16 protein-coding genes are annotated in these 21,727 nt (G+C 69.8%); 4 read left to right on the top strand and 12 right to left on the bottom strand.

Translation table 11 applies throughout. The features are described from left to right. The 9 genes from mtnA to ACGFNJ_RS07945 form a co-directional block, all read right to left on the bottom strand. Positions 1-1,671, bottom strand: a complete 1,671-nt coding sequence (gene mtnA / locus ACGFNJ_RS07985) for an S-methyl-5-thioribose-1-phosphate isomerase (protein ID WP_393444725.1) — start codon at positions 1,669-1,671, stop codon at positions 1-3. 100 nt (positions 1,672-1,771) lie between these two features. Further along, a complete protein-coding gene (locus ACGFNJ_RS07980; RefSeq protein WP_393444722.1) occupies positions 1,772-2,113 on the bottom strand; it encodes a DUF1330 domain-containing protein in 342 nt (113 codons plus the stop codon). A gap of 104 nt (positions 2,114-2,217) precedes the next feature. Further along, entirely contained in the window at positions 2,218-4,530 is a 2,313-nt protein-coding gene (locus ACGFNJ_RS07975) for an arylsulfatase (protein WP_393444719.1), read from the bottom strand. 129 nt (positions 4,531-4,659) lie between these two features. After that, positions 4,660-4,866, bottom strand: a complete 207-nt coding sequence (locus ACGFNJ_RS07970) for a hypothetical protein (protein WP_393444717.1) — start codon at positions 4,864-4,866, stop codon at positions 4,660-4,662. 146 nt (positions 4,867-5,012) lie between these two features. Next, entirely contained in the window at positions 5,013-5,771 is a 759-nt protein-coding gene (locus ACGFNJ_RS07965; protein ID WP_393444715.1) for a class I SAM-dependent methyltransferase, read from the bottom strand. 96 nt (positions 5,772-5,867) lie between these two features. Next, positions 5,868-7,604 carry an NTP transferase domain-containing protein gene (locus tag ACGFNJ_RS07960; RefSeq protein ID WP_393444713.1) on the bottom strand — a complete coding sequence of 579 codons (1,737 nt, stop codon included), beginning with the start codon at positions 7,602-7,604 and terminating at the stop codon, positions 5,868-5,870. Positions 7,605-7,707: 103 nt separating this feature from the next. Continuing rightward, entirely contained in the window at positions 7,708-8,451 is a 744-nt protein-coding gene (locus ACGFNJ_RS07955) for a VOC family protein (protein ID WP_393444710.1), read from the bottom strand. A 61-nt stretch (positions 8,452-8,512) separates the two neighbouring features. Beyond that, positions 8,513-8,809, bottom strand: a complete 297-nt coding sequence (locus tag ACGFNJ_RS07950) for an MGMT family protein (RefSeq protein ID WP_393444707.1) — start codon at positions 8,807-8,809, stop codon at positions 8,513-8,515. A 4-nt stretch (positions 8,810-8,813) separates the two neighbouring features. Continuing rightward, a complete protein-coding gene (locus tag ACGFNJ_RS07945; RefSeq protein WP_393445892.1) occupies positions 8,814-9,599 on the bottom strand; it encodes an alpha/beta fold hydrolase in 786 nt (261 codons plus the stop codon). A 63-nt stretch (positions 9,600-9,662) separates the two neighbouring features. Between ACGFNJ_RS07945 and ACGFNJ_RS07940 the strand changes: the two genes are divergently transcribed. Together ACGFNJ_RS07940 and ACGFNJ_RS07935 are read left to right on the top strand one after the other, a co-directional pair. Beyond that, the gene (locus tag ACGFNJ_RS07940) at positions 9,663-13,502 is read left to right on the top strand and encodes an ATP-dependent helicase (RefSeq protein ID WP_393444705.1); all 3,840 of its coding nucleotides are present in this window, start codon (positions 9,663-9,665) and stop codon (positions 13,500-13,502) included. Positions 13,503-13,602: 100 nt separating this feature from the next. Continuing rightward, the gene (locus ACGFNJ_RS07935) at positions 13,603-17,535 is read left to right on the top strand and encodes an ATP-dependent helicase (protein ID WP_393444703.1); all 3,933 of its coding nucleotides are present in this window, start codon (positions 13,603-13,605) and stop codon (positions 17,533-17,535) included. Here ACGFNJ_RS07935 and ACGFNJ_RS07930 read toward each other — a convergent pair. Further along, positions 17,492-17,905: a hypothetical protein gene (locus ACGFNJ_RS07930; protein WP_393444701.1), complete on the bottom strand. Its 414-nt coding sequence runs from the start codon at positions 17,903-17,905 to the stop codon at positions 17,492-17,494. The genes ACGFNJ_RS07935 and ACGFNJ_RS07930 overlap by 44 nt on opposite strands. Positions 17,906-18,044: 139 nt before the next feature. On the opposite strand from ACGFNJ_RS07930, the gene ACGFNJ_RS07925 reads away from it, so the two are divergent. Together ACGFNJ_RS07925 and nudC are read left to right on the top strand one after the other, a co-directional pair. Further along, a complete protein-coding gene (locus ACGFNJ_RS07925; protein ID WP_069163533.1) occupies positions 18,045-19,100 on the top strand; it encodes a TrkA family potassium uptake protein in 1,056 nt (351 codons plus the stop codon). Between the two features lie 43 nt (positions 19,101-19,143). After that, complete coding sequence (nudC, locus tag ACGFNJ_RS07920) at positions 19,144-20,046, top strand: NAD(+) diphosphatase (RefSeq protein ID WP_393444699.1); 903 nt, start codon at positions 19,144-19,146, stop codon at positions 20,044-20,046. A 97-nt stretch (positions 20,047-20,143) separates the two neighbouring features. On the opposite strand, the gene ACGFNJ_RS07915 is transcribed toward nudC, so the two are convergent. Both ACGFNJ_RS07915 and ACGFNJ_RS07910 read right to left on the bottom strand, forming a co-directional pair. Then, entirely contained in the window at positions 20,144-20,374 is a 231-nt protein-coding gene (locus ACGFNJ_RS07915) for a mycoredoxin (RefSeq protein ID WP_141717732.1), read from the bottom strand. Between the two features lie 69 nt (positions 20,375-20,443). Next, positions 20,444-21,694 carry a low temperature requirement protein A gene (locus ACGFNJ_RS07910; protein WP_393444697.1) on the bottom strand — a complete coding sequence of 417 codons (1,251 nt, stop codon included), beginning with the start codon at positions 21,692-21,694 and terminating at the stop codon, positions 20,444-20,446. Between the last annotated feature and the right edge of the window lie 33 nt (positions 21,695-21,727).

The raw sequence follows: 21,727 nt of genomic DNA, 5'->3' as shown, positions 1-21,727 counted from the left end.
TCAATCCAATCTCGAGGGTGTCGTCGCGCGAGCGAAGGGCTGTCGGCGCCCGGTGCGGGCGATCAACTCGCACAGGGCCTCCAGGCATTCCGCGCGATCGCGTGCCTGGGAGAGATTCTCCCCCCATGTGGTGATCCCGTGGCCTGCGATGCACAGGACCGGGGGCGCGTCGGGGTGTTCGAGGAGATAGTGCTCGATATCGGCGCCGATGCGCGGCACCTCGGGCCAGTTGGGGAAGACCGGGATGTCGATGGCCGAGGGATCGTTGCTGCCAAGCCCTTTGATGAGCTCGTAGTCGGTGATGCGCAGCATTGTCAGCTCGCCGGGCGCGCCTGCTCGGGTCGCCAGCGCGGTGGCGTACGGCGGATGGATGTGCACGACCGCCTGTGCGCTGGTGGCCCGGTAGGCGGCGGTGTGAATCGTGGTCTCCGCCGAAGGTTTCCGGCGCTGCGTCGCGATCGGCGCCGAATCAGCCACCCGCACGGCCACCATGTCGTGCTCGGTGAGTTCACCCTTGGACAGGCCGCTTCCGGTGATCACGGCGGTGTCGCCGGTCCGCACCGAGATGTTGCCTGCCGTGCCCGGCATCCAGCCACGCTGGTAGAGCTCGCGCGAAAGGTCGGCGATTGCCTTGCCAGGCAACGGGTCTGCCGCGTCATGGTCAGACGTTGCGAGCTCGGTGCCGTGCACGACACCCAACTCGGTGACGACCGCCGTCACCACATCGCTTGGCGTCACATCGAACGCGGGGTTGAAGGCCTCGGTCCCCGCCGGAGCCGTTGCGACACCGCCGAATCCGGTGACTTCGGCCGCCGCCCGTTCCTCGACGACGATGTCGCGCCCGGTCGCCGTGTTCGGATCGCGGGTCGATTCCGGCGCGACCACGATGAACGGGATGCCGTGATGCTTGGCCGCGAGCGCGACGGCGTAGGTGCCGATCTTGTTCGCCACATCGCCGTTGGCCGTGACCCGGTCGGCGCCGACCAGCACGCAATCGACCTGCCCGGTCGCCATCGCCCATGCCGCCGCGGAGTCGATGGTCAGCCGGTGCGGGATGCCCGCCTCAGCCAGCTCCCATGCGGTCAGCCGCGCGCCCTGCAGCAGCGGCCTGGTCTCGTCGACCAGCACGTTCTCGATCGCGCCGCGCTCGGCAAGCACCCGCATCGCGCCGATCGCGGTGCCGAACGCGCTCGTCGCGAGCCGTCCGGTGTTGCAGTGGGTGAGCACGCGCAGCGGCCGGTCCGGGCACAGTCGCTGCACCAGGTCGGCCGCGTGGGTGGCGGCGGCCCGGTTGACCCGGCCGTCCTCGGCCAGCATGTCGAGGGTTTCGGCGAGCACGGCGTCGGCGCCTTGCGTGATCTTGCCGCGCACCCGCCGCACCGCCCACGCCAGGTTCACCGCGGTCGGCCTGGCGGCGGCGATGCGATCCGCGTCGGCCAGCGCGCCCGCCTCGTCGACGATTCCGCCGGCGGTGTGCGCGGCGGTCGCGATGACCACGCCGAACGCGCCAGCGATGCCGATGGCAGGCGCGCCGCGGATGGCGAGCGTCTGGATGGCCTCGATGACCTCGTCCACCGTGCCGAGCCGCAATTCGCGCACCTCGTGCGGCAGTCCGCGCTGGTCGATGGTGACCAGCGCACCGTCGTCCCAGATCAGAGAACTGTCGTCCATCAGGCAAATCCTTCGTCGCATACCGCTGTGTTGTGCCTGGTCAACGGTATCGGACGGAGACTGCCCGCGGAAAATCGGTCAAGGGTGCAGGACAGGCGGGTTACCCGGTCTGGGCGCGCAGCTTCGCGGCCCGTTCGCGCGGGTCGTAGTTCGGCCCGACACCCTCGATCAACAGCAGATCGCCGTCGATGTGATCGGTGCGCAGGTGCATGATCTCCTGATAGTCGGCGCTGTGGTACCACGCACGCGCCGTGTCCAGATCGGGGAACTCGAGCAGCACCATGGATCCGGGCCAGCTGCCCTCGATCACCTCGATCGGCGGACCGTGAATCACGAAGCGCCCGTGGAACGGATCCAGGGTGTCCTGGATGCGCTCCAGGTACTCGAGGATGTCGGCGTGCGGTGTGCGGACGCGCAGATGCGCGAAACCATAGGCGGGCATGGGCGATTCCCTTGTTCGGCGACGTCGCCGAACCGCGACGTCGTTCCGAACGTAGGCCGCGTGCACGGGCCGGACAATTACCTCCGAGGTAAGCGCGGCCTCGACTACTCCGCAACGAATTCCGCTTCGCGCTCCACCGCTTCGATGGTGCCTGTCGGAACGCGGATCGGGCCGGGGACGTAGGTCACCGCGCGCAGGGCACCGGTGTAGCGGAAGGCGCCGCGGCGTGCGCGGAGCTCCCACGACACCGGCCCGCGGGCGTCGACCCCGACGGAGATGCCGGTCCACGGCGACATGCCGACCAGTTGCACCTGGTCCCGGAGTTCGGCCACCCGGGTGCCGTCGATATCGATCCCGAAATCCCAGCGCAGCCGCGGGCGCACCGTCGCAGACACGGTGATGCGGCGGATGCCGGGCTCGAGCGGTCCGGTCGACACCGCGGCGTAGTTGCCGTAGCTGTTCACCCCGAAGGTCAGCCAGCCGTCCTCGAGGTAGAGCAGGTAGCCGCCGAGCGGATCACCGTGTGCGACAAGGACTCCCTCGTCGCCGGGACGGTAGTCGGCCAGGTCGGCGGTGATCGTGAAGTCCCGGTAGGCGATCAGCCGCTGGGACCGATACCGCTCCAAGGTCGGCGTGCCCGGCAGCAGCCGAACCGGGTCGCTGAACCTGGTTTCCTCTGGCCGCCTGCGCGTCAGATCCTGTCGGGTGAGCAGCGGGAAAACGGTGTTGGCCCATGCGGATTCGTCCCAGGCGGCGGCCAGTTCGGCGGCCTTGTCCGGGAATTGTGCCGAAAGGTCGTGCAGCTCGGTCGGATCGGCGCGGACGTCGAACAGCTGCCAGTTCGGGGCGTCGACATCGGCGCCACGCTCGTGCAGGGACAGCAGCTTCCAGCCGTCGCGATAGAAGCCGCGATGCCCGGTCATCTCGGAGTACTGCTCGGTGTGCTTGGTCGCGGCCCGCGGGTCGCGCAGCAGCTCGGCGGCGGAGACGCCGTCGAAGTCCTTGGCGGGCAGTCCGTTACGGACGCTGGGCCGGCGCAGGCCGGCCAACTCGAGCAGGGTCGGCGCCAGGTCGGTGACGTAGGCGTATTCGTGCCGGATGCCGTTGTCGTCGGCGCGGCGCGGCAACCCCTTCGGCCAGGACACCAGCAGCGGCACCCGCACGCCGCCCGCGAACGTCTGGCCCTTGTAGAAGCGGAACGGCGTGTTCGACGCCTGCCCCCAGCCGCGCGGGTAGTGCACGCCGAGCCGCGCGGTGCCGATCAGCTGCTCGTCGTGCGGGACGTCGCCGATCCAGTCCGGGTCGTCGATGTGCGCGAATTCGGCGAAGTACGAGCGGGTTCCCTCCGGGCCGCCCTCGGCGGTGCCGCCGTTGTCGGAGGTGAACACCACGATGGTGTTGTCGAGTTCGCCGAATTCTTCGAGGGTGTCGAGGATGCGGCCGAGGCTCTGGTCGATGCTGTCGACCATGGCCGCATACACCTCCATGTACCTCGCGAAGCGCCGCTGCTCTGCCTCGGTCAGCGAATCCCATTCCGCCGCTTCGTAGCCCGGCTCGGTGTTGCGCGGCTTCTGTTCGGTGCCCGCCGGGAACAGGCCGTGCGCAAGCTGTGTGGCGAACCTGCGCTGCCGCAGCGCGTCCCAGCCCTCGGCGTAGCGGCCGCGGTACTTGGCCAGGTCGGCGGGCTTGGCCTGCAACGGGCCGTGCATGGCGACGTGTGCGAAGTACAGGAAGAACGGTTTGGCCGCGTCGTGTGCGCGCAGATCCTTGAGGTAGGAGATCGCCTTGTCGGTCAGATCATCGGTCAGGTAATAGTCCGGCGGATACTCTTCGATGTCGACGACGGAACTGTCCGACACCAGCTGGTTCGGGTAGTAGAAGGAATTCAGGCCCTCCAGCGAGCCGTAGTAGCGGTCGAAGCCGCGTTGCGTCGGCCACGAATCCCGATGCGCCGCCGGGTTCATCGTCGCGTCGCGCACCAGATGCCACTTGCCGACCGCGTAGGTCGCGTATCCGTTGTCGCGCAGGATCTCCGGCAACGTCAGCACATCGTCGGCGAGTTCGAGGCGCAGGCCGGGATAGCCGGGGTCGGCGTTGGCGACGAAGCCGAAACCTGCACGATGCGAGTTGATTCCGGTCAGCAGCGCGGCGCGCGACGGCGAGCACAGCGGGGTGGTGTGATAGTTCGTCAGCCGGACACCGCGCGCGGCAAGCCGATCCAGGGTCGGCGTGTCGATCTCGGAGCCGAACGGGCCGATATCGCTGTATCCCATGTCGTCGACCAGCACCACGATGATGTTCGGTGCGTCGGGGGGCGCCGTCGGCGGATAGGTCCACTCGGGGGTGGAATCCGGGGCTGTGCGTCCGATGGTTCCGGCGAAGGATTCGTAGCCGCGCGCATGCGAGGGGACAGGCATCGTCCCAGTAATCCGCAGCGCGGGCCTGATGACCAGCCTTTCACGCACGCTGCGCGGAACATGCCGCGACGGGGACACCCGCGCGGCCGCCGGTTCGTCGTTGAACCGGCGGCCGCACGTGTAGATCAGTTAGTTGTGGCCCATCCTGCGCTGGTCGTCACTGCGCCGATCGTTCGAATCGGTCTGGCGCTGGCCCATGCGCTGGCCTTCTGAATTCGCGCCGCTGCGGTTCATTCCCTGATTCTGGTTCTGACCCTGCCCTTGGCGCTGTTGCTGCTGCTGCCGATCCATCTGCCTCGGCGATTTCTTAGGCGCGTTCTTCGACTTTTCAGCCATCTCCACTCGGTCCTTTCCGGGGATTTGATATTCGCCTAACCATCCCCACACTAGCGAGGTCACACCAATTCCGGAAGGGAAAGTGAAAAATGCGGGTCACACCGGCGATCCTGGATATTTATGCAGGTAGAGACGTTGATGACGTGTCAATTTTTGCGAGCTTCGATTAGGAACCTGGTCGAGTGGGCGACGAATGGGCCATTCGCTTCGATCTCGTCATGCAGCGTCCGCAGCCGGTCCAGGTATCGGTCAACGGTGAAGTCGGGAACCATCCACGGCACCTTCCTGAGGAAGTAGGTGACCGCGCCGATATCGCCGAACTCGACGCGCAATCGTTCGTAGCGAAGGTCGACGACATCGAGGCCTGCCTGCGTTGCGGCCGCGCGATCATCCGCCGGATTGCGCCGCCGCCGAATTTCTTCGGGCTGTGCGCCGATAAAGTATTCGACCAGCTCGAAAACGCTTGCATCGCCGACATGTTGCGCCACATATGTGCCACCGGGGCGCAATACCCTGGCGATTTCCGCCCACCAGACGGTCACCGGATGGCGGCTGGTGACCAAGTCGAACGCGTTGTCGCCGAACGGCAATGGCGGTTCATCCGGGTCCGCGACCACCACGGCGCCGAGCGGATGCAGCAACTGCGTCGCCTTCGCGACGTTGGGTGGCCACGATTCGGTGGCCACCATGGTCGGCGGCAGCGGCCCGGCTCCGGCGAGCACCTCGCCGCCGCCGGTCTGAATATCCAGCGCCGCACCGACTTTCCGCAGGCGTGCACCGATCAGCCGCTGATACCCCCAGGACGGCCGCTGCTCGCTCGCCCGCCCGTCGAGCCAGCCGAAGTCCCAGCCTGCCACCGATACGGCAGCGGCTTCTGTCACCAGATCCTCGAAGCTCCGTCCCATGCGCCGATTGTTGCCGAGAGATTGCCGAAGCGGCAACAGGTTTCCCACCGGGGGCGATAGCGCTGGTCTATCGCGACGTCGATCTGCCGTCCCTGTTCAGCGCGGCAGCGGCAGGAATTCGACCGTCGCGCCGTCGACGGCGTCGGCGGGGACGATGACCAGACCGTCGCGGTCGATGAGTCCGCCGAGGTGGGCGGTGCGGATGTTCGGGTCGCCGAGCCAGCCGCCCTGCGGCGCGAAGGACGCGGGGACGATCCTGGCGACCGTTCCCGAGATCTCGGCGGCGTTGTGCAGGGGGCCGAGGAGCGGTCGCCCCGGTGCGCCACCGGTGCGTCCGGCCACCACGGCGGGCGCCAGTGCCATGAGGGTCGCGATCGCGGCGAACGGATTGCCCGGGAGGCCGAGAACTGTGGTGCCCGTGGTCAACTCGGCGACAATGGTCGAGCCACCAGGCCGCAGCAGCAGCCGCTGCACCAGGACGCGGGCCTGCGTGCGCGCCACCGCGGCGCGGAGCTGGTCGGCCGCACCGCCGCCGGTCGCGCCGACGATGACAAGCAGGTCGCATTCCGGTGCGGCGCCGAGCACTTCGTCGAACCCGTTCGGGGTGTCGCGCAGATGCACCCGATCGGTGGTGCGAATCCCGTACCAGGACAGCAGATCCGGCAGGATCGGCCCGATCGAGTCGCGGGTCTGGCCCGCGTGCAGCGGGCCATCGCTGCGGATCTCGTCCCCGGTCATCACGATGCGGGCCCGGACCGGCCCGCGGACCGGCGCCGCCGTCACCTCGACACTGGCCGCCGCCGAGATCAGCGCGGCGGTCACCCTGGCGCCCCGCGGCGCGACCAGATCGCCGGGCGCGCGATCCTCGCCGCGGCGGCGCACATCGTCGCGGATCGGAGTGTCCGGTAGTCGGTGCAGGCTGTCATCGCTTGCCACCCTGACGAATTCGTCGCGGACCACACTGGTGGTGCCGTCCGGCACGTGCGCGCCGGTTGCGATGCGCACCGCTTCGCCGGGCAGCAGCCCGACCGGGCGTTGCCCGCCCGCGAACCCGATGTCGCGGCGTAACCGCCACGGCCCGTCGCCCGCCACCGCATAGCCGTCCATCGCGGAGACGTCGAAGCGCGGCAGCGGCCCTGCCGCGGTCACCGAGGCCGCGAGCGCGGCGCCATGGACCGAGCGCAGCTCGGCGATGTAACTGGTGAGCCGGGAAAGGTTGTCGCGCAGGATGGTTCGTGCCGCGTCCAGCGCGAGCGGGCGAGCAGGCGCGGCCGCGAGCGCGCGGGCCTGCCGCACCGCCTCATCGGTATCGCAGTCCGCGACGCCAGGCAGCGCGATGATCGCCGAATCGGCGGGAATCAGCGCCTTCATCGGCTGATTGATCGGCGAACCAAGCCGGTCGAGTGCGGCGCTCAACGCGCTGCGCCGCCACACCCCGATCAGATATTGCGGCCTGCCGGACTCGTCCGCCGCGAACACCGCGTCGGCGCCGGATTCCGTGGCGTGCCTGATCAATTCGGCGATCGACCAGGCGGACAGGAACGGCAGATCGGCCGCGAGCACCACCACCAGCGACGCCGAGCCGATCGCGCGCAGACCCGCACCGATCGCCGCCACCGGACCCGAACCCGGTGGCACCTCGCGGACCTGCCTGATCTCCGGCGCCAGCTCGGCTCGATGCGGTCCGACCACGACGATGTGCGTGCACGAGGCGACGGCCGCCAATGCCGCGTCGAGCATGGTGCGGCCCCCGATGACGATCGCGGGTTTGTCGACACCGCCCATGCGGCTGGCCCGTCCACCGGCGAGCACGATCGCGTCGACGGGGATCACCCAGCACAACCTCGAGCAAGGTACAACATGGCGGACATGCTAATTCGTCGCCGCCGCGAACCGGGGAGGCGGACCTGGTTGCCCGTCCAGGAGTACGGCCTCGCTAGACGGTCGAGCAGTCGTGCGCGGCGCGCAGCACGCAGAACTCGTTGGTTTCCGGATCGGCGAGGCTGAGTCCCTGCTCGGGATTGCGGACGTCCCGCTCGCTCGGCACGGCGCCTGCGGCGCGCAGTCTGGCGACCTCGGCGGCGTGGTCGTCGAACGACGTCAGATCCAGATGGAGCAGGTTGGGCCCCGACTTCTGCTCGGGGGTGCGCACGAACTCCAGCCAGGAGCCGAGCCCGGTCGCCGACCGCAGGCCCGCCCACCGCTCGCCGCCGTGCGCGACCGGCCAGCCGGAGGCGGCCGACCAGAATTCGGCGAGCCGCACCGGATCACGGGTGTCCACCACGATGGCGGCGACGGCGCCGGTGTCCACATATTCCTCGCGCGGCTCCAGCACGCAGAACTCGTTGCCCTCGGGATCGGCGAGCACGACCCACGGCACCGCGCCCTGCCCGATGTCGATCCGGCGCGCGCCGAGTGCCAGCGCGCGGTCGACCTGCACGCGTTGATGGTCGAACGAGCGACTGGCCAGGTCGAGGTGAATCCGGTTCTTGCCCTGCTTGGCTCGGGCCGCAGGCAGGAAGGTGAGGGCCAGATCGGCGCCGTCGGGGTCGGGTGCGGCCACGTCCACTTCATCCGAGCGGTCGATGGTCACGGCCCAGCCCAACAGCTCGGCCCAGAAGTCCGCGACGAACCGCGGCCGGTCTGCATCGAACACGACACACGCCAGGCGGGTGGACATGAGTCAACGGTAACCGGCGGGCGGCTCGCCGCGGGTGCGTTTACCGATTCGGGCCGGGGCGCTAGGGCAGCGGAAAGCGTGCCGCGCGGATGTTCACCCGTCCGTCCTGGATCGGCACTCCTTCGAGGGCGAGCAGGCTCAGCTGGCGGTGGGCCAGGTGTGCGGCGGGCTTGCCGCTCGCGCCGATCACCCGGTGCCACGGCAGATCGGCGGAGTCGGTGCGCATGATCCAGCCGACCGTACGTGGCGTGGACAGCCCGGCGGCCGCGGCGATGTCGCCGTAGGTGACCACCCGGCCTGGCGGGATGGACGCGACGAGCGCGCGCACCCGCTCGACCTCGGCGTCGGTGGTGGCCATCGATTCAGAGCACCGCTCGGATCAGTGCGGCGGTCTCGGCCGGAAGTGCTTGGGCGATCATGTGATCGCAGTCCCAATCGTGCACGGTGAGATTCGCACCGAGGTGCTCGCTGAGCGCGGCACGGAACGCGGGCGTGACATAGGGCGGCTGCACCTTCGTCGCCTGCACCAGCACCGTAGGCAGGTCGGCGGGCGGCAGCACGAACGGGCGCGCGAGCTGTCCCCAGTACGAGGTGACGGCGGCCAGGTTCATCCGCCAGCCGAGCCGGTCGCCCGTCGTCGGCACCAGATGTTCGGCGAGTTCGGCGTCGAGCAGCTCCGGTGCGACGTCGCCCCACGCGCTGGCCAGCTTGTCTTCGCGAGCCCGCGCGATCGTCGGATAGTCGGGCGAGGCCAGCATCGCGTCGGCGATGGGGCCGAGCCGATCCGGTTCCACCGCGATGGCCGGGTCCAACAGCACCAACTGCCGGACCAGGTCCGGTCGCCGATGCGCGAGATGCAGCGCACTCGCACCGCCGAACGAGTGCCCGACCACGGTCACCGGATCGGTGGTATGCGCCGCGAGCACCTCGACGAGATCGTCGACGATCGTCTCGAAGGTCCACGGCGGCAAGCTGCTCGACCGGCCGTGTCCACGCAGGTCAGGTGCGATGACCTGGACATCGGGGAGGTGCTTGGTGGCCAGGGCTTCCCAGCGTTTGCCGTGACCGGTGACACCGTGCAAGGCCAGCACCGTCGGTCCGGAAGCCGGGCCGAATCGATAGACATGAAGAGCAGACACGGGGTCCAGTTTGCCCTGCGTCCGCAACACCCGTTGGGCGAGTCGCCGGAGGCGTGCGTCGGCGTGTCGGTCGTGTCTGTTGCAATAGCCCGCGTGGTGCGATCGGATAGCGCGGTGCGACTTGTTCGCCGGAACGTGGCGGCACCCAGGCCGCGCGCCTGGGGAGCCGACGTTCGCGCGCTGTTCGAAGCCGCTGCCATGGCAGGGCCGACCCGTCCCGGGTGGCGACCCTGGCAGGTGCTCGGCGGACCAGGCACGGGCAAGACGGCCCTGCTCGTCGATCTCGCGGCCGACCGCATCGCGGCAGGCGCCGATCCCGAATCGGTGCTGGTGCTTGCCCATTCGAAGCAGGCGGCCAGCACCGCGCGCGATGCCATCACCGCGCGCCTTGCCGGTCCCGACGCCGAGGGCGGCGTGCCCGGCGCCACCAGGGAGCCGCTGGCGCGCACCCTGCACTCCTATGCCTTCTCGGTGCTGCGCAGACATGCCATCGCACATGGCAATCCGCCGCCGCGTTTGCTGACCGGTGCCGAGCAGGATGCCGTGCTGCGTGAAATGCTGCGCGGTGACCTGATCGATATCGCTGCAGGCGCGGACGGCTTGTGGCCGGAACGCCTGCAGCCCGCGCTCCCGCTCGGCGGGTTCGCCGAACAGTTGCGCGATCTGATGCTTCGCGCCACCGAACGCGGGCTCGGGCCAGAGGATTTGGTGCACCTCGGCCGCGAGCACGGTAAACCGGAATGGGTGGCGGCGGGTAAATTCGCGGTGCGCTACGAGCAGACGATGCTGTTGCGCTGGTCGGTGGGCGTTGAGGCGCCGGAGGCGACCGCGCCCGCGCTGGACGCCGCCGAATTGGTCGGCGCCGCATTGGATGCGCTGGCCGGCGACGCGAAACTGCTTGCCGCGGAACGGGCGCGGATCCGCTACCTGCTGGTCGACGACGCCCAGCATCTCGATCCGCAGGCCGCGATGCTGGTCAGGGCGATCGGGCACAGCGCGCACACGACGGTGGTCGCGGGCGACCCCGACCAGGCGATCTTCGCCTTCCGCGGCGCGGACGCGCGTTTCGTCGGCGACCTGGACGTGCCGGACGGGCAGCGCATCGTGTTGTCCGACAGCCATCGTGCGGGCGGTGCGGTGCACGTGGCGGTCGCCAGGGTCGCGGCCAGGTTGCCGGGCAGTGCGCCGCAACGCTTTTCGCCGCCGAAGCGGGCCGACCATCCGGAGGACGACGGCACCGAGGTGCGCGTGCGGGTGCTCGCCACCCCGGCGAAGGAGGCCGCCCTCATTGCCGATCACTTGCGGCGCGCGCATCTCACCGGCGGGGTGCCGTGGTCGCGGATGGCGGTGATCGTCCGGTCGGTGCCGTTGTCGTTGCCGCCGTTGCGGCGCGCACTACTTGCGGCGGGGGTGCCGGTGCAGCAACCCGCGCTCGATACGCCGCTGGCGCGGCGGCGTGGTGCGGCCTGGATGCTGCTGTCGTTGCGGGCGGTGCTCGCGGGCGAGACACCGCGGCGCGGCGGACAGCGGGCAGCGGAACCGGCCTTCACCCCGGACGATGCGCTCGATCTGCTCGCCGGTCCGTTGGGCGGCGCCGATCAGATCACGCTGCGGCGGTTGCGGCGCGGCGTGCGGCGCAGCGTGCTGGAGTCCGAACGGAACCGACGGTCGGTGCAAGGCTCTGCAGCGGCGGAGCGCAACGCCGAAGACGCCGCAGGAGATTGGCCAGAGCCGCCACCCGAGGACGAATATTCGGAGCCCCCGCCGGACGAGGCCGATCAGGTGGTCGAAAGCTCGGAACGGAATTCGGGGCTGCCGGAACCGACGCCGGGAAATCTGGAGCGAGCCGCCGACGACGCCGATTGGTATGGCGTAGAACCGGACTGGGTGCCCGAAGGACCCGAATGGCGTGGTGGCGAGCCGGAAGAAACTGGCGAGCCCGCCGACAGTGCCGAAGCGCCCCCGGTGCCTCGCGCTGATGTCGAAAGCTCGGACGGGGAAGGTGACGCGGCTGCCGATAGCGCTTCGCCGATCATCCTGCGGCACGGCATCGATCAGTCGTCCGCGGAGGTGCTGCGGGATCTGCTGATCGGCGCCGGCGACCCGGCCATCCTGGAGCGGCTGACCGATGTCGAGTCGGCACCGCTGCGACGTGTGCTCGACGCCTTGGCGCGAGCGCGCAAGGCGCGCAAGCGCGGTGCGGGCCTGGAGGACGTGCTGTGGGCGCTGTGGACCGGCGCGCGACTCGAGCGGCGCTGGGTCGCGCAATCCGAACGCGGCGGCGCCGTCGGCATGCAGGCCGACCGTGACCTCGACGCCGCCGTCGGACTGTTCGATGCCGCGGCAAGCTATGTGGACCGGCTGCCGCGTGCGAGCATCGAGGGCTTCGTGGAATACCTGACGCAACAGGAGATTCCGAACGACTCGGCGCCGCGCACCGCGCCGAAGGAGGCCGTCGCTCTGCTCAGTGCGCACGCCGCAGCGGGCCGGGAATGGGACGTCGTCGCGGTCGCCGCTGTGCAGGAAGGGATTTGGCCGAATCCCCGACCACGCGGCACGCTGCTGAACACCGAAGACCTGGTCGACCTCACGGCGGGCATCATCGATGCCGGTGAACAGGTGAGCCGTGCGGCGCCGATCCTCGCCGAGGAGCGCAGGCTGTTGCTGGTCGCGTGCAGCAGGGCGCGGCGTTCGCTGCTGGTCACCGCCGTCGAATCGGTCTCGGGGGAGCGGGATCTGGTGCCGTCGCGGTTCCTCGCCGAATTGCTCGGCCACGACGAGGACGGTGAACCCGGCGCGCTACCGATCGCCGACCCGGGTCGCGCGCTGGTCATGCATTCCTTGGTCGCCGAATTGCGCGGTGCGGTGTGCGATCCCGAATCCGACTCGGATCGCAGGCAGCGGGCGGCGCATCAGCTGGCCAGGCTGGCCAGTGCCGGCGTGCCTGGCACGCATCCCGACGACTGGTACGGCACCGCCGAATTGAGTTCCGCGCGTTCGCTCTGGGACGAGGACGAGACCGCGGTCGGCCTGTCGCCGTCCACCGTTGAGCTGTTGCGCACCTGCCCGCTGCGCTGGGCGCTGGAACGCCACGGCGGCACCGACGGCGACAACCCGCACGCGGTCAAGGGCAACCTGGTGCACACGCTGGTGCAGGCGCTGGCGGGTCGGGTGCCGGAGGCGCAGGTGCGTGCCGCGCTCGACAAGGCGTGGCAGTCGGTCGATCCCGGCTCCGGCTGGCATTCCCGGCAGGAGCTGCGCCGCACCGAAACCATGCTGGAGACCTTCATGGCGTGGGTGCGCAACACCCGCGGCGAACTCACCCAGGCCGGTGTCGAGGTGCCGGTCGACTGCGTGCTGCCCGCGCGGACCGAAGCCGAGCGGGACGTGCGCATCCGCGGCCGGGTGGACCGCTTGGAGCGGGATGCGCTCGGCCGCTTCGTGATCGTCGATGTGAAGACCGGCAAGTCGCCGGTCACCAAGCAGGCGGCGGTCGATCACGCACAGCTGGCGACGTATCAGGTGGCCGCCGCGCTGGGGGCACTCGACGCGGCCGCGGCGGAGGCGCGCTCGGACGATGAAACCGATCCGGCGGCAGCCGATTCCGGCGAGCCGACCCCGGACACCGCCGAATCAGCTTCGGATACAGCGGAATCCGGTGCCCTCGGCGAACCCGGAGGTGCCCGCCTTGTCTACGTCGCCAAGCCGAGCAACAAGGAGGGCGCCACCCAGCGCATGCAGCCGCCGCTGGACGCCGAAGCGCTCGAGACCTGGCGCGAGACCATCCACGATGCAGCCGCCGCCACGGAAGGCCCGAGCTACCTCGCCATGCGCAACGACGGCTGCCGCCACTGCTCGGTCGCGGGCAGCTGCCCGGTCCAGGACACCGGCAGGCAGGTGACCGACGAGTGATCATCGCCCGAGCCGACGGCCGCAGGCTTTTCGATGCCGCACCCGCCATGTGGGGTGCGGGAGATCGATCGCGCTGCCGCTGTGGGCAGGGGGTGACTTCTTGACTGGCGAACGGGTTTCCCCGCATCAGCTGGCCGAGGCGCTCGGGCTGCCGCCGCCGACCGATGAGCAGGCCGCGGTGATCGCCGCACCGCCGGGCCCGACGCTTGTCGTCGCTGGGGCCGGGGCAGGCAAGACCGAGACGATGGCCGCGCGCGTGGTGTGGATGGTGGCCAATCGGCTCGTGCTGCCCGACGCCGTGCTCGGCCTGACGTTCACCCGAAAAGCCGCGCAGCAGTTGACCGCTCGCATCCGGACCAGGTTGGCCCGGCTGGCAGGCGCGCCGCTGCTGCGTGAGCTCGATCCGTCCGGGCAGCTGCGGGCCCAGCTGTCGGGCGCCGAGCCGGAGATCAGCACCTACCACTCGTACGCGGGCAGGCTGCTCACCGAGCACGGGCTGCTGCTTCCGGTGGAGCCGTCGGCGACGCTGCTCACCCAGACCCAACTCTGGCAGCTCGCGCACCAGGTCGTGCGCACCTGGGACGGTGATCTGGACACCGACCGCACGCCGGTCTCGGTCACCGAGGCGATCCTGGCCCTGTCCGGGCAGCTCGCCGAGCACCTGATCGAGCCCGAGCAGCTGGCCGAGGCGCACACCGAGCTGGAGAAGCTGGTGCACACCTTGCCCGCGGGCCCGCGCCAGCGCGGCGGACCGAGCCAGGCCCTGCTCGGCATTCTTCAAGTGCAGCGCGAACGGGTCGCTCTGCTCCCGCTGGTGCAGCAGCTTGCGGACGCGTTGCGTCGCCGCGGCGCATTGGATTTCGGCGCCCAGATGTCGCTGGCCGCCCGGCTCGCCGCCGAACACCCCGAGGTCGCCGCCGCCGAACGCGCTCGCTTCGGCCTTGTCCTGCTCGACGAGTATCAGGACACCGGCCATGCCCAGCGAGTCCTGTTGGCCGCCTTGTTCGGTGGTGTAGGGCCTGCGACGGGCACCGGCCGACGGTTGCCTGCGGGCGAGCAGTCGAACGCTGGGGGCCAAGGGCGCGAGACCGGCACTGGAGGCTCAGCCGAGGGTGGTCGGCAGCCCCGCACTGCGGGTTCATCGGAGAGTGCGCAGTCAGACTCCCCGCGCCGGGCTGGGCGTGGGGAAGGGTCCGGCGAGCGGCACAGTGCCAGGAAGCCGATCGATGCCGACGCGCAAGGTGGAGTCAGGCAGCGGTTGGCGGTGACCGCGGTCGGCGATCCGATGCAGTCGATCTACGGGTGGCGCGGGGCGTCCGCCGCGAACCTGCCCCGGTTCGCGACCGACTTTCCCAGCGCGCCAGGTGTTCCCGCGCCGACGCTGCCGTTGCTGACCAGCTGGCGCAATCCACCGGAGGCGTTGGCGCTCGCCAACCTGGTCGCGGAACCGTTGCGGCGCAGAGCCCTCGACGGCGGCGGCGTGACTGTCGATGCACTGCGGGCGAAACCCGATGCGGGTCAAGGGATTGTCGCACTGGCGTTGACCGAAACCGTCGCCGACGAGCGGGAATGGCTGGCCGCCCGGATCGCCGAGGAGTGGGCGGTGCGACGTGCTGCGGGGGAGCCGCCGCCGACCTCCGCGGTGCTGGTCCGGCGCAACGCCGATGCGTCGCCGCTCGCGGAAGCCCTACGCGCCCAAGGCTTGCCGGTCGAGATCGTCGGGCTCGGCGGCCTGCTCGCCACCCCCGAGGTGGCCGATATCGTCGCCACATTGCGCTTGATCGCGGAACCGGGCGCGGGCAGCGCCGCGATGCGCGTGCTCACCGGCGCGCGCTGGCGCATCGGTGTCGCCGATATCGCCGCGCTCGCGCGTCGGGCGCGCACCCTGTCGATCAGTCGCTTCACCAGCGGTGACGCGCCGGAGATCACCGACTCCAGCACGCTGGCCGAGGCCTTGCGCGAGGTGGCGCCCGAGCCCGCCGAGCAAGCGGGGCTCGCCGACGCGATCGCCGATCCCGGTCCGCGCGACCAGTATTCGGAGGCGGGCTTTGCCAGGATCGAGGCACTGAGCCGGGAGCTGGCCGCCCTCCGTGAGCGCAGCGGGCAGTCGCTGACGGAGCTGGTCGCCGATGTGGAGCGCACCATCGGCGTCGGCGTGGAGACACAGGCCCGCCGGGCGATGGCAGGCACGGGCGCAGGCCGCGAACACCTGGACGCGTTCGCCGAGGTGGTGGCCGGGTACGCCGCCGATTCCGGTGCGGCGCTGAGCGGGCTGCTTTCGTTCCTCGCCGCCGCCGAATCGGTCGAAAACGGTTTGGAGCCAGGCGAAGTCGAGGTCGCCAAGGATCGAGTGCAGGTGCTGACGGTGCACGCGGCGAAGGGGCTGGAGTGGGAGATCGTCGCGGTCCCGCACGTGGTGCGCGGCGTGTTCCCGTCGGGCACCGCATCGGGCACCTGGCTCGGCGCCCTCGCCGAACTCCCGACCACCCTGCGTGGCGACCGCAAACAGGACGACGCGGGGGAGGGTGTCCCGGTCCTCGACCTGGCCGACCTGTACGACCGCGCCGACCTGGAGGGCGCGATCAAGTCGCACAAGGAATCCCTCGAACGCCGCCGCATCGACGAGGAACGCAGGCTCTTCTACGTCGCACTCACCAGAACCGAACGGGTGCTGCTCGTTTCGTCGCACTACTGGGCCGAAACCGGCACCTCGCCGAAGGGCCCCTCCGACTTTCTGCTCGAACTGAAGCACGCCAGCGAAGCCGAGGGCAGCCCCGCCAACGGCGCCATCGACATCGCCCGCTGGGACGACCCGCCCGCCCACGACGCGGTGAACCCCTTCACCGACAACCCCGCCACCGCAGAATGGCCCCGCGATCCCCTCGGCAACCGCCGCGACCCGATCGAGCAGGGCGCGGCGTTGGTTCGTGCCGCACTGACCGAGCTGCGCTCCCGGCCCGCGACCCCGCGTGCCGATACAGGACACAGTGTTTCGTCGGCGCGTGCTGACCTGGCCCCGGAAGACGTTGCGGCCGTGCAGGACACCCGAGGCGCTGGGCTCGAGGCCGCGTTCCCCGAGCCGGACATGCTGCCTGAGCCGCCAGAATATTTGCCGCCCGATCCGATGGACGACGCACCATACGTCGACCACGCGGAAGCCGCATCGCCCGCAGCGGACGAGCCGCTCGCCTACCTGCCACCGGACCCGCTCGACGACGCCGTCTCCGAGGACGACATCGCCTTCGCCGCAGCGGAGTTCGGCTACTGGCCGGACCCCGTCAACGCCCCGCCGGATCCGGACGACCCCGACGGCTGGGCCGCCGACGTCGACGCGCTCCTTGCCGAATTCGAGTCCGAGCAGGCCGCCGCCGAGGAGGTCGAGCTGCCCGGCCAGATCGCGGCCACGGCGCTGGTCGAGATGCGGGCCGATCCCACGAAACTCGCCGCGCGCCTGCGTCGCCCGCTACCGTTCCCGCCGAGCCCGCTTGCCCGCCGCGGCACCGCCTTCCATGCCTGGGTGCAGCGCTGGTTCGGCGCGACCCGCCTGCTCGGCCTCGACGAACTGCCCGGCGCGGCCGACAGCACCGCCGCCGACGCGCACATCGATGACGAGCTGACCGCGATGCAGGATGCGTTCCTGAGCTCCTCGTGGGCCAACCGCAGCCCGATCGATGTGGAGGTCCCGTTCGAAACATCGTTGGCGGGCACCGTGATTCGCGGCCGGATGGACGCGGTGTTCGCCGAGCCCGGCGGCGGCTGGATCGTGGTCGACTGGAAGACCGGCGCCGAACCGACGCCCGCCGAGGAGCCAGCGGTCGCCATGCAGCTCGCGGTCTATCGCCTGGCCTGGGCCAGGCTGATGGCGGCCAGGGAGGGCAAGCCGGAACAGGAGATGCTCGAACGCATCAGCGCCGCTTTCCATTACGTGCGCACCGGGCGCACCATCGCGCCGACGCGCCTGGCCGGTCCTGCCGAACTGGCCGACCTGATCAGGAGTTCCGCGCCGAGCGGCTCACCTTCAGCGCCTGCGTGATCAGCGGGATCTGCAACGGCAACCGGAGGATCGACCCGATCTTGATCACCCGCGGCACCTTCTTGTTGTCCAGCAGGTCGACCGTCATCTGCACGTTCGCCGGGAAGACGGCGATGAACAGCAGCGCGGCCAGCCGCCCGCCGAGCCCGCGGGTGCGCGGGAGGGTCAGCGCCGCGGCGACGCCGAGCTCGGCGACACCGGAGGCATAGGTGTAGGTCCTCGGCTCGCCAGGCAGGTATTTCGGCACGATCGAATCGAAGGGCTTGGGCGCGACGAAATGCAGTACGCCCATCGGAAACAACAGCGCGGCCAGGAACAGTGCGGGCCGCCGCCCGGCGACGCGCACGGGAGCGAGTGCTTTTTCTGCCATGAGGAACCCTTACATTTCTCGGGTGTTCGCGTCGAGACCGGGTCTGGTCGTGGCCAGCGGGTAGGCTCCGGTGCTGTGCCGGAGGGACAAGCGAAGCCGGGGGCTGCCGACTCGACGATGACCAGGGTGGGAGAGTTCGGTGTTCGGTGAGCGCGCACGGTCCCTCGGGCTGTCGAATCGCCCGCATTTCGCGCTGGTCGGTGTGCTCCGCATCCCGGAAGTTCAGACCAGCCCATGGATTTCACTCACGCGCCGGGTGTTGTTCGCGATCGGCTTGCTGTTCGGCGCTGCCCTCGTCGTCTATATCGGCAGGGACGGCTACCGGGACAATTCGGGCGACCCGCTCTCGTTCCTCGACGCGTTCTACTACGCGACGGTGTCGCTGTCGACCACCGGCTACGGCGACATCGCCCCGATAACGCCCGAGGCGCGGCTGGCCAACATCATCATCATCACCCCGCTGCGCGTCCTCTTCCTCATCGTTCTCGTCGGCACCACCCTCGGCGTGCTGACGGAACGGTCTCGGCAGGCTTTCAAGATTCAGCGATGGAGGCACAGCGTGCGCAATCACACCGTGGTCGTCGGATACGGCACCAAGGGTCGTACCGCGATCGACGCCATGCTCGGCGACGGCATCCAGCCCGCCGACATCGTGGTGGTGGACACCGAGGTGGTCGCGCTGGAGGCGGCCGCGAACTCGGGCCTGGTGACGGTGCACGGTTCGGCGACCCAGTCGGACGTGCAGCGACTGGCCGGTGTGCAGAACGCGTCCTCGGTGATCGTCGCGACGAACCGGGACGACACCGCGGTGCTGGTCACCCTCACCGCCCGCGAGCTGACCAAGAGCGCCAAGATCGTGGTCGCGATCCGCGAGGCCGAGAACACCCACCTGGTCCGGCAGTCCGGCGCCGACTCGGTGGTGGTGTCCTCGGAGACCGCGGGCAGGCTGCTCGGCATCGCGACCACCACGCCCTCGGTGGTCGAGATGATGGAAGACCTGCTGACCCCCGAGGAAGGCTTCGCGATCGCCGAACGCGAGGTGGAGACGTCGGAAATCGGCGGCTCGCCGCGGCATCTGAGCGACATCGTGCTCGGCGTGGTGCGCGCGGGTGTGCTTGCTCGGGTCGGCGAGCCGGAGGTCGACTCGCTGGAGGCGGGCGACAAGCTGCTCTATATCCGCCGTACCACCAAGTAACCCACGCCGGGGCGTTGCGCGGTCGGCGCGATAGTCTCGACGCGTGCCGGCCTTTGAGCTCAATAGTGTTCCGCTGCTGTCCCGTTCCGCGCTCGATCGTGCCGAGGAGACGCGGGCCGACGCGAAGGCCCTGCAGGAGGGCTGGCGCGACGCCAAACTGCTGCGGGTGAACTCCCGCGGTCAGGTGCGGTTCGAGAACGGCGCGCTCATCCTGGACAAGGCGATCGAGCTGTCCGCCGAGCCGAGCCCCGCCGCGGTGTTCCTCGGTGTCGACCGCGGCACCCATCTGTGGGCCGTGCGCGATCAGCAGCTGCAAGGCTCGCTGACCGATCTGCGCGGCATGACGAACTCGGTCGACGACCTCACCACCAGCCTGCTCTCCACCGCCGTCGCCCTGCTGAACTGGCACGACAAGGCAGGCTTCAACGGCGCCGACGGCACGGTGACCACCTCGACCAAGGGTGGCTGGTCGCGGGTCACCGAGAGCGGTTACGAGGAGTTCCCCCGGATCGATCCCGCGGTGATCTGCTTGATTCACGACGGCGGCGAGCGGGTGTTGCTCGCGCGCCAGCACAGCTGGCCGCAGTCGCTGTTCTCGCTGCTCGCCGGGTTCGTCGAGGCGGGTGAATCGCTGGAGCGCTGCGTCGAGCGTGAGGTGAAGGAGGAGGTCGGCGTCGATGTCCGCGACATTCACTACCTCGGCAGCCAGCCGTGGCCGTTCCCGCGATCGCTGATGCTCGGCTTCGCCGCGATCGGCGATCCGGCGCAGCCGCTGGTCTTTTCCGACGGCGAGATCGCCGAGGCGCACTGGTTCACCCGCGCGGAGGTGCGCGAGGCGTTGGCCGTCGGCGACTGGTCGGCGCAGGGGTCGGGCGCGCGGTTGCTGCTGCCTGGCTCGATCTCGATCGCCCGCACGATCATGGAGTCCTGGGCCGCGCTCGACTGAGCGATCGCCGACCGGAGCAGTTCGCGCTCGAGGCACCGCACAACCCGCGGCGGGCCCGAGGACCCGCGCGGTGGCGGTGGTCAGGACAGTGTGGTGATCAGGCCAGGGCGGCGAGCGCCTGCTTGACGGCGACCAGCGACGGATTCGTCGCGGTGGAGCCGTCGGCGAACTTCACCGTCGGCACCACATGGTTGCCGCCGTTGACGCTCCCCACGAATTCGGCCGATGCCGGATCTTGTTCGATGTCGATCTCGACGTAGCTGATACCGGCCTCGTCCAGCTGCTTCTTCAGCCTGCGGCAGTAGCCGCACCAGGTGGTCGAGTACATCGTCAGGTCGGGCGTCGCGTCAGTCACGGACCATTCAACGCCGTCCGGCCCGTCCCTGTTCCGCTCGCGCTATCGCACCTCGCCGAGGCTGTGGTCGGGCGTGCCGCGTCGTGCCGCACGGAGCCGGTCGCGCAGCTGCTGGGGTACCCGGGTCTGCCACACCACCGCCCACAGGAACAGGACGACAACGCCGTACACCAGCCCGAGCGCACCGATGTGCGGACCGAGCGCGCCGAGCACCACCGCGAGCACCGCGCACGGCAAGGGCCAGGTCCACAGCCAGCGCCACCCCGCGTCGCTGCGCGCACCGCCGATCCCGGTGATCACGAAGTAGGCCGCCGCGCCGCCGGCCAGCGACCAGCCGATGCCGGTGGACAGGTGGCCGTGCGCGTGCGAGACGGCGAGACCGAGACCCGCCGCGACGGTGGCGATCGCGCCGGTGATCCAGCAATGCATCGCCATCACGTGCTGCCTCGGCGTCGCATCGTTCGGGTCCTCGCCCGCCATCAGCCGCGGCACGAAGCCGAACATCAGGGTCAGTGCCCACATGCTCGCCAACACCACGAACGCGCCGAAGCCGAGCGCGAGCACTCGCCAGTTCCACTGCACCGCACCCACCGCGCCGATCACCGCGATGAAGCCCTCGCCGAGCACGATGATCACGTAGAGGCCGAGGCGTTCGCCGAGATGCGCCGAATGGGTGTGCACCGCCTTCATCTTGGGCGGCTCGATGTTCGCGAAGCGGCGCGAGTTCTTGACGCGCTTGTCCAACTCCTCCTGCGCGTGCGCCATCATCTCGTCGCCGGTGACGGCGAACATCATCCACAGATCCAAGGCGAGCCCGACCGCCCACAGTCCGTACTTCCATGGTTCGGGCACCCACAGCGAGACGATCCACGGCAACACGCCGATGGACAGCTGCGCGATCGGCCAGTCGACCACCAGCACACCGCGGCCCCAGAGCCGGGCGGAGCCGAGCCGCACGATCACATAGACCGCTGCGAAGGCGGTCGCGTGCCGATCCGGGATGCCTGCGACCGCGGCGGCCATCAGGCCGAGGCCGAGCATCGCGGCGAGCATCAGCAGGATTCTGGTGTGATCGCGGGCGATATTGCCGTACAGCATGATGCAGGCCCAAATCGTCCAAAAGGCCAGGTAGAGCAGTACATACAGGGCGAAGTCGCCGAGCGAGGGCCCGCGATGCAACAGATGGGTCAGCTGGCCGATGCCCGCGACCGCGACGAGATCGAAGAACAGTTCCATCCAGGTCGCATGCCGGTCGGTCGGATGTGCGTCGGTCGACGGCGTGTCTTGTGCCACGAGGGGACAGTATTGTGCCGGGCGGCAAGAGTT

The sequence above is a fragment of the Nocardia sp. NPDC049149 genome (genome assembly GCF_043197455.1).
Lineage (GTDB): Bacteria > Actinomycetota > Actinomycetes > Mycobacteriales > Mycobacteriaceae > Nocardia.
This window is presented reverse-complemented; position numbering and strand designations above follow the sequence as displayed.

Excerpts from the sequence above, each read along its gene's own strand:
- mtnA (WP_393444725.1), bottom strand. The coding sequence starts at position 1,671 with ATGGACGACAGTTCTCTGATCTGGGACGACGGTGCGCTGGTCACCATC.
- ACGFNJ_RS07980 (WP_393444722.1), bottom strand. The coding sequence starts at position 2,113 with ATGCCCGCCTATGGTTTCGCGCATCTGCGCGTCCGCACACCGCACGCC.
- ACGFNJ_RS07975 (WP_393444719.1), bottom strand. The coding sequence starts at position 4,530 with ATGCCTGTCCCCTCGCATGCGCGCGGCTACGAATCCTTCGCCGGAACC.
- ACGFNJ_RS07970 (WP_393444717.1), bottom strand. The coding sequence starts at position 4,866 with ATGGCTGAAAAGTCGAAGAACGCGCCTAAGAAATCGCCGAGGCAGATG.
- ACGFNJ_RS07965 (WP_393444715.1), bottom strand. The coding sequence starts at position 5,771 with ATGGGACGGAGCTTCGAGGATCTGGTGACAGAAGCCGCTGCCGTATCG.
- ACGFNJ_RS07955 (WP_393444710.1), bottom strand. The coding sequence starts at position 8,451 with ATGTCCACCCGCCTGGCGTGTGTCGTGTTCGATGCAGACCGGCCGCGG.
- ACGFNJ_RS07950 (WP_393444707.1), bottom strand. The coding sequence starts at position 8,809 with ATGGCCACCACCGACGCCGAGGTCGAGCGGGTGCGCGCGCTCGTCGCG.
- ACGFNJ_RS07930 (WP_393444701.1), bottom strand. The coding sequence starts at position 17,905 with ATGGCAGAAAAAGCACTCGCTCCCGTGCGCGTCGCCGGGCGGCGGCCC.
- ACGFNJ_RS07915 (WP_141717732.1), bottom strand. The coding sequence starts at position 20,374 with ATGTACTCGACCACCTGGTGCGGCTACTGCCGCAGGCTGAAGAAGCAG.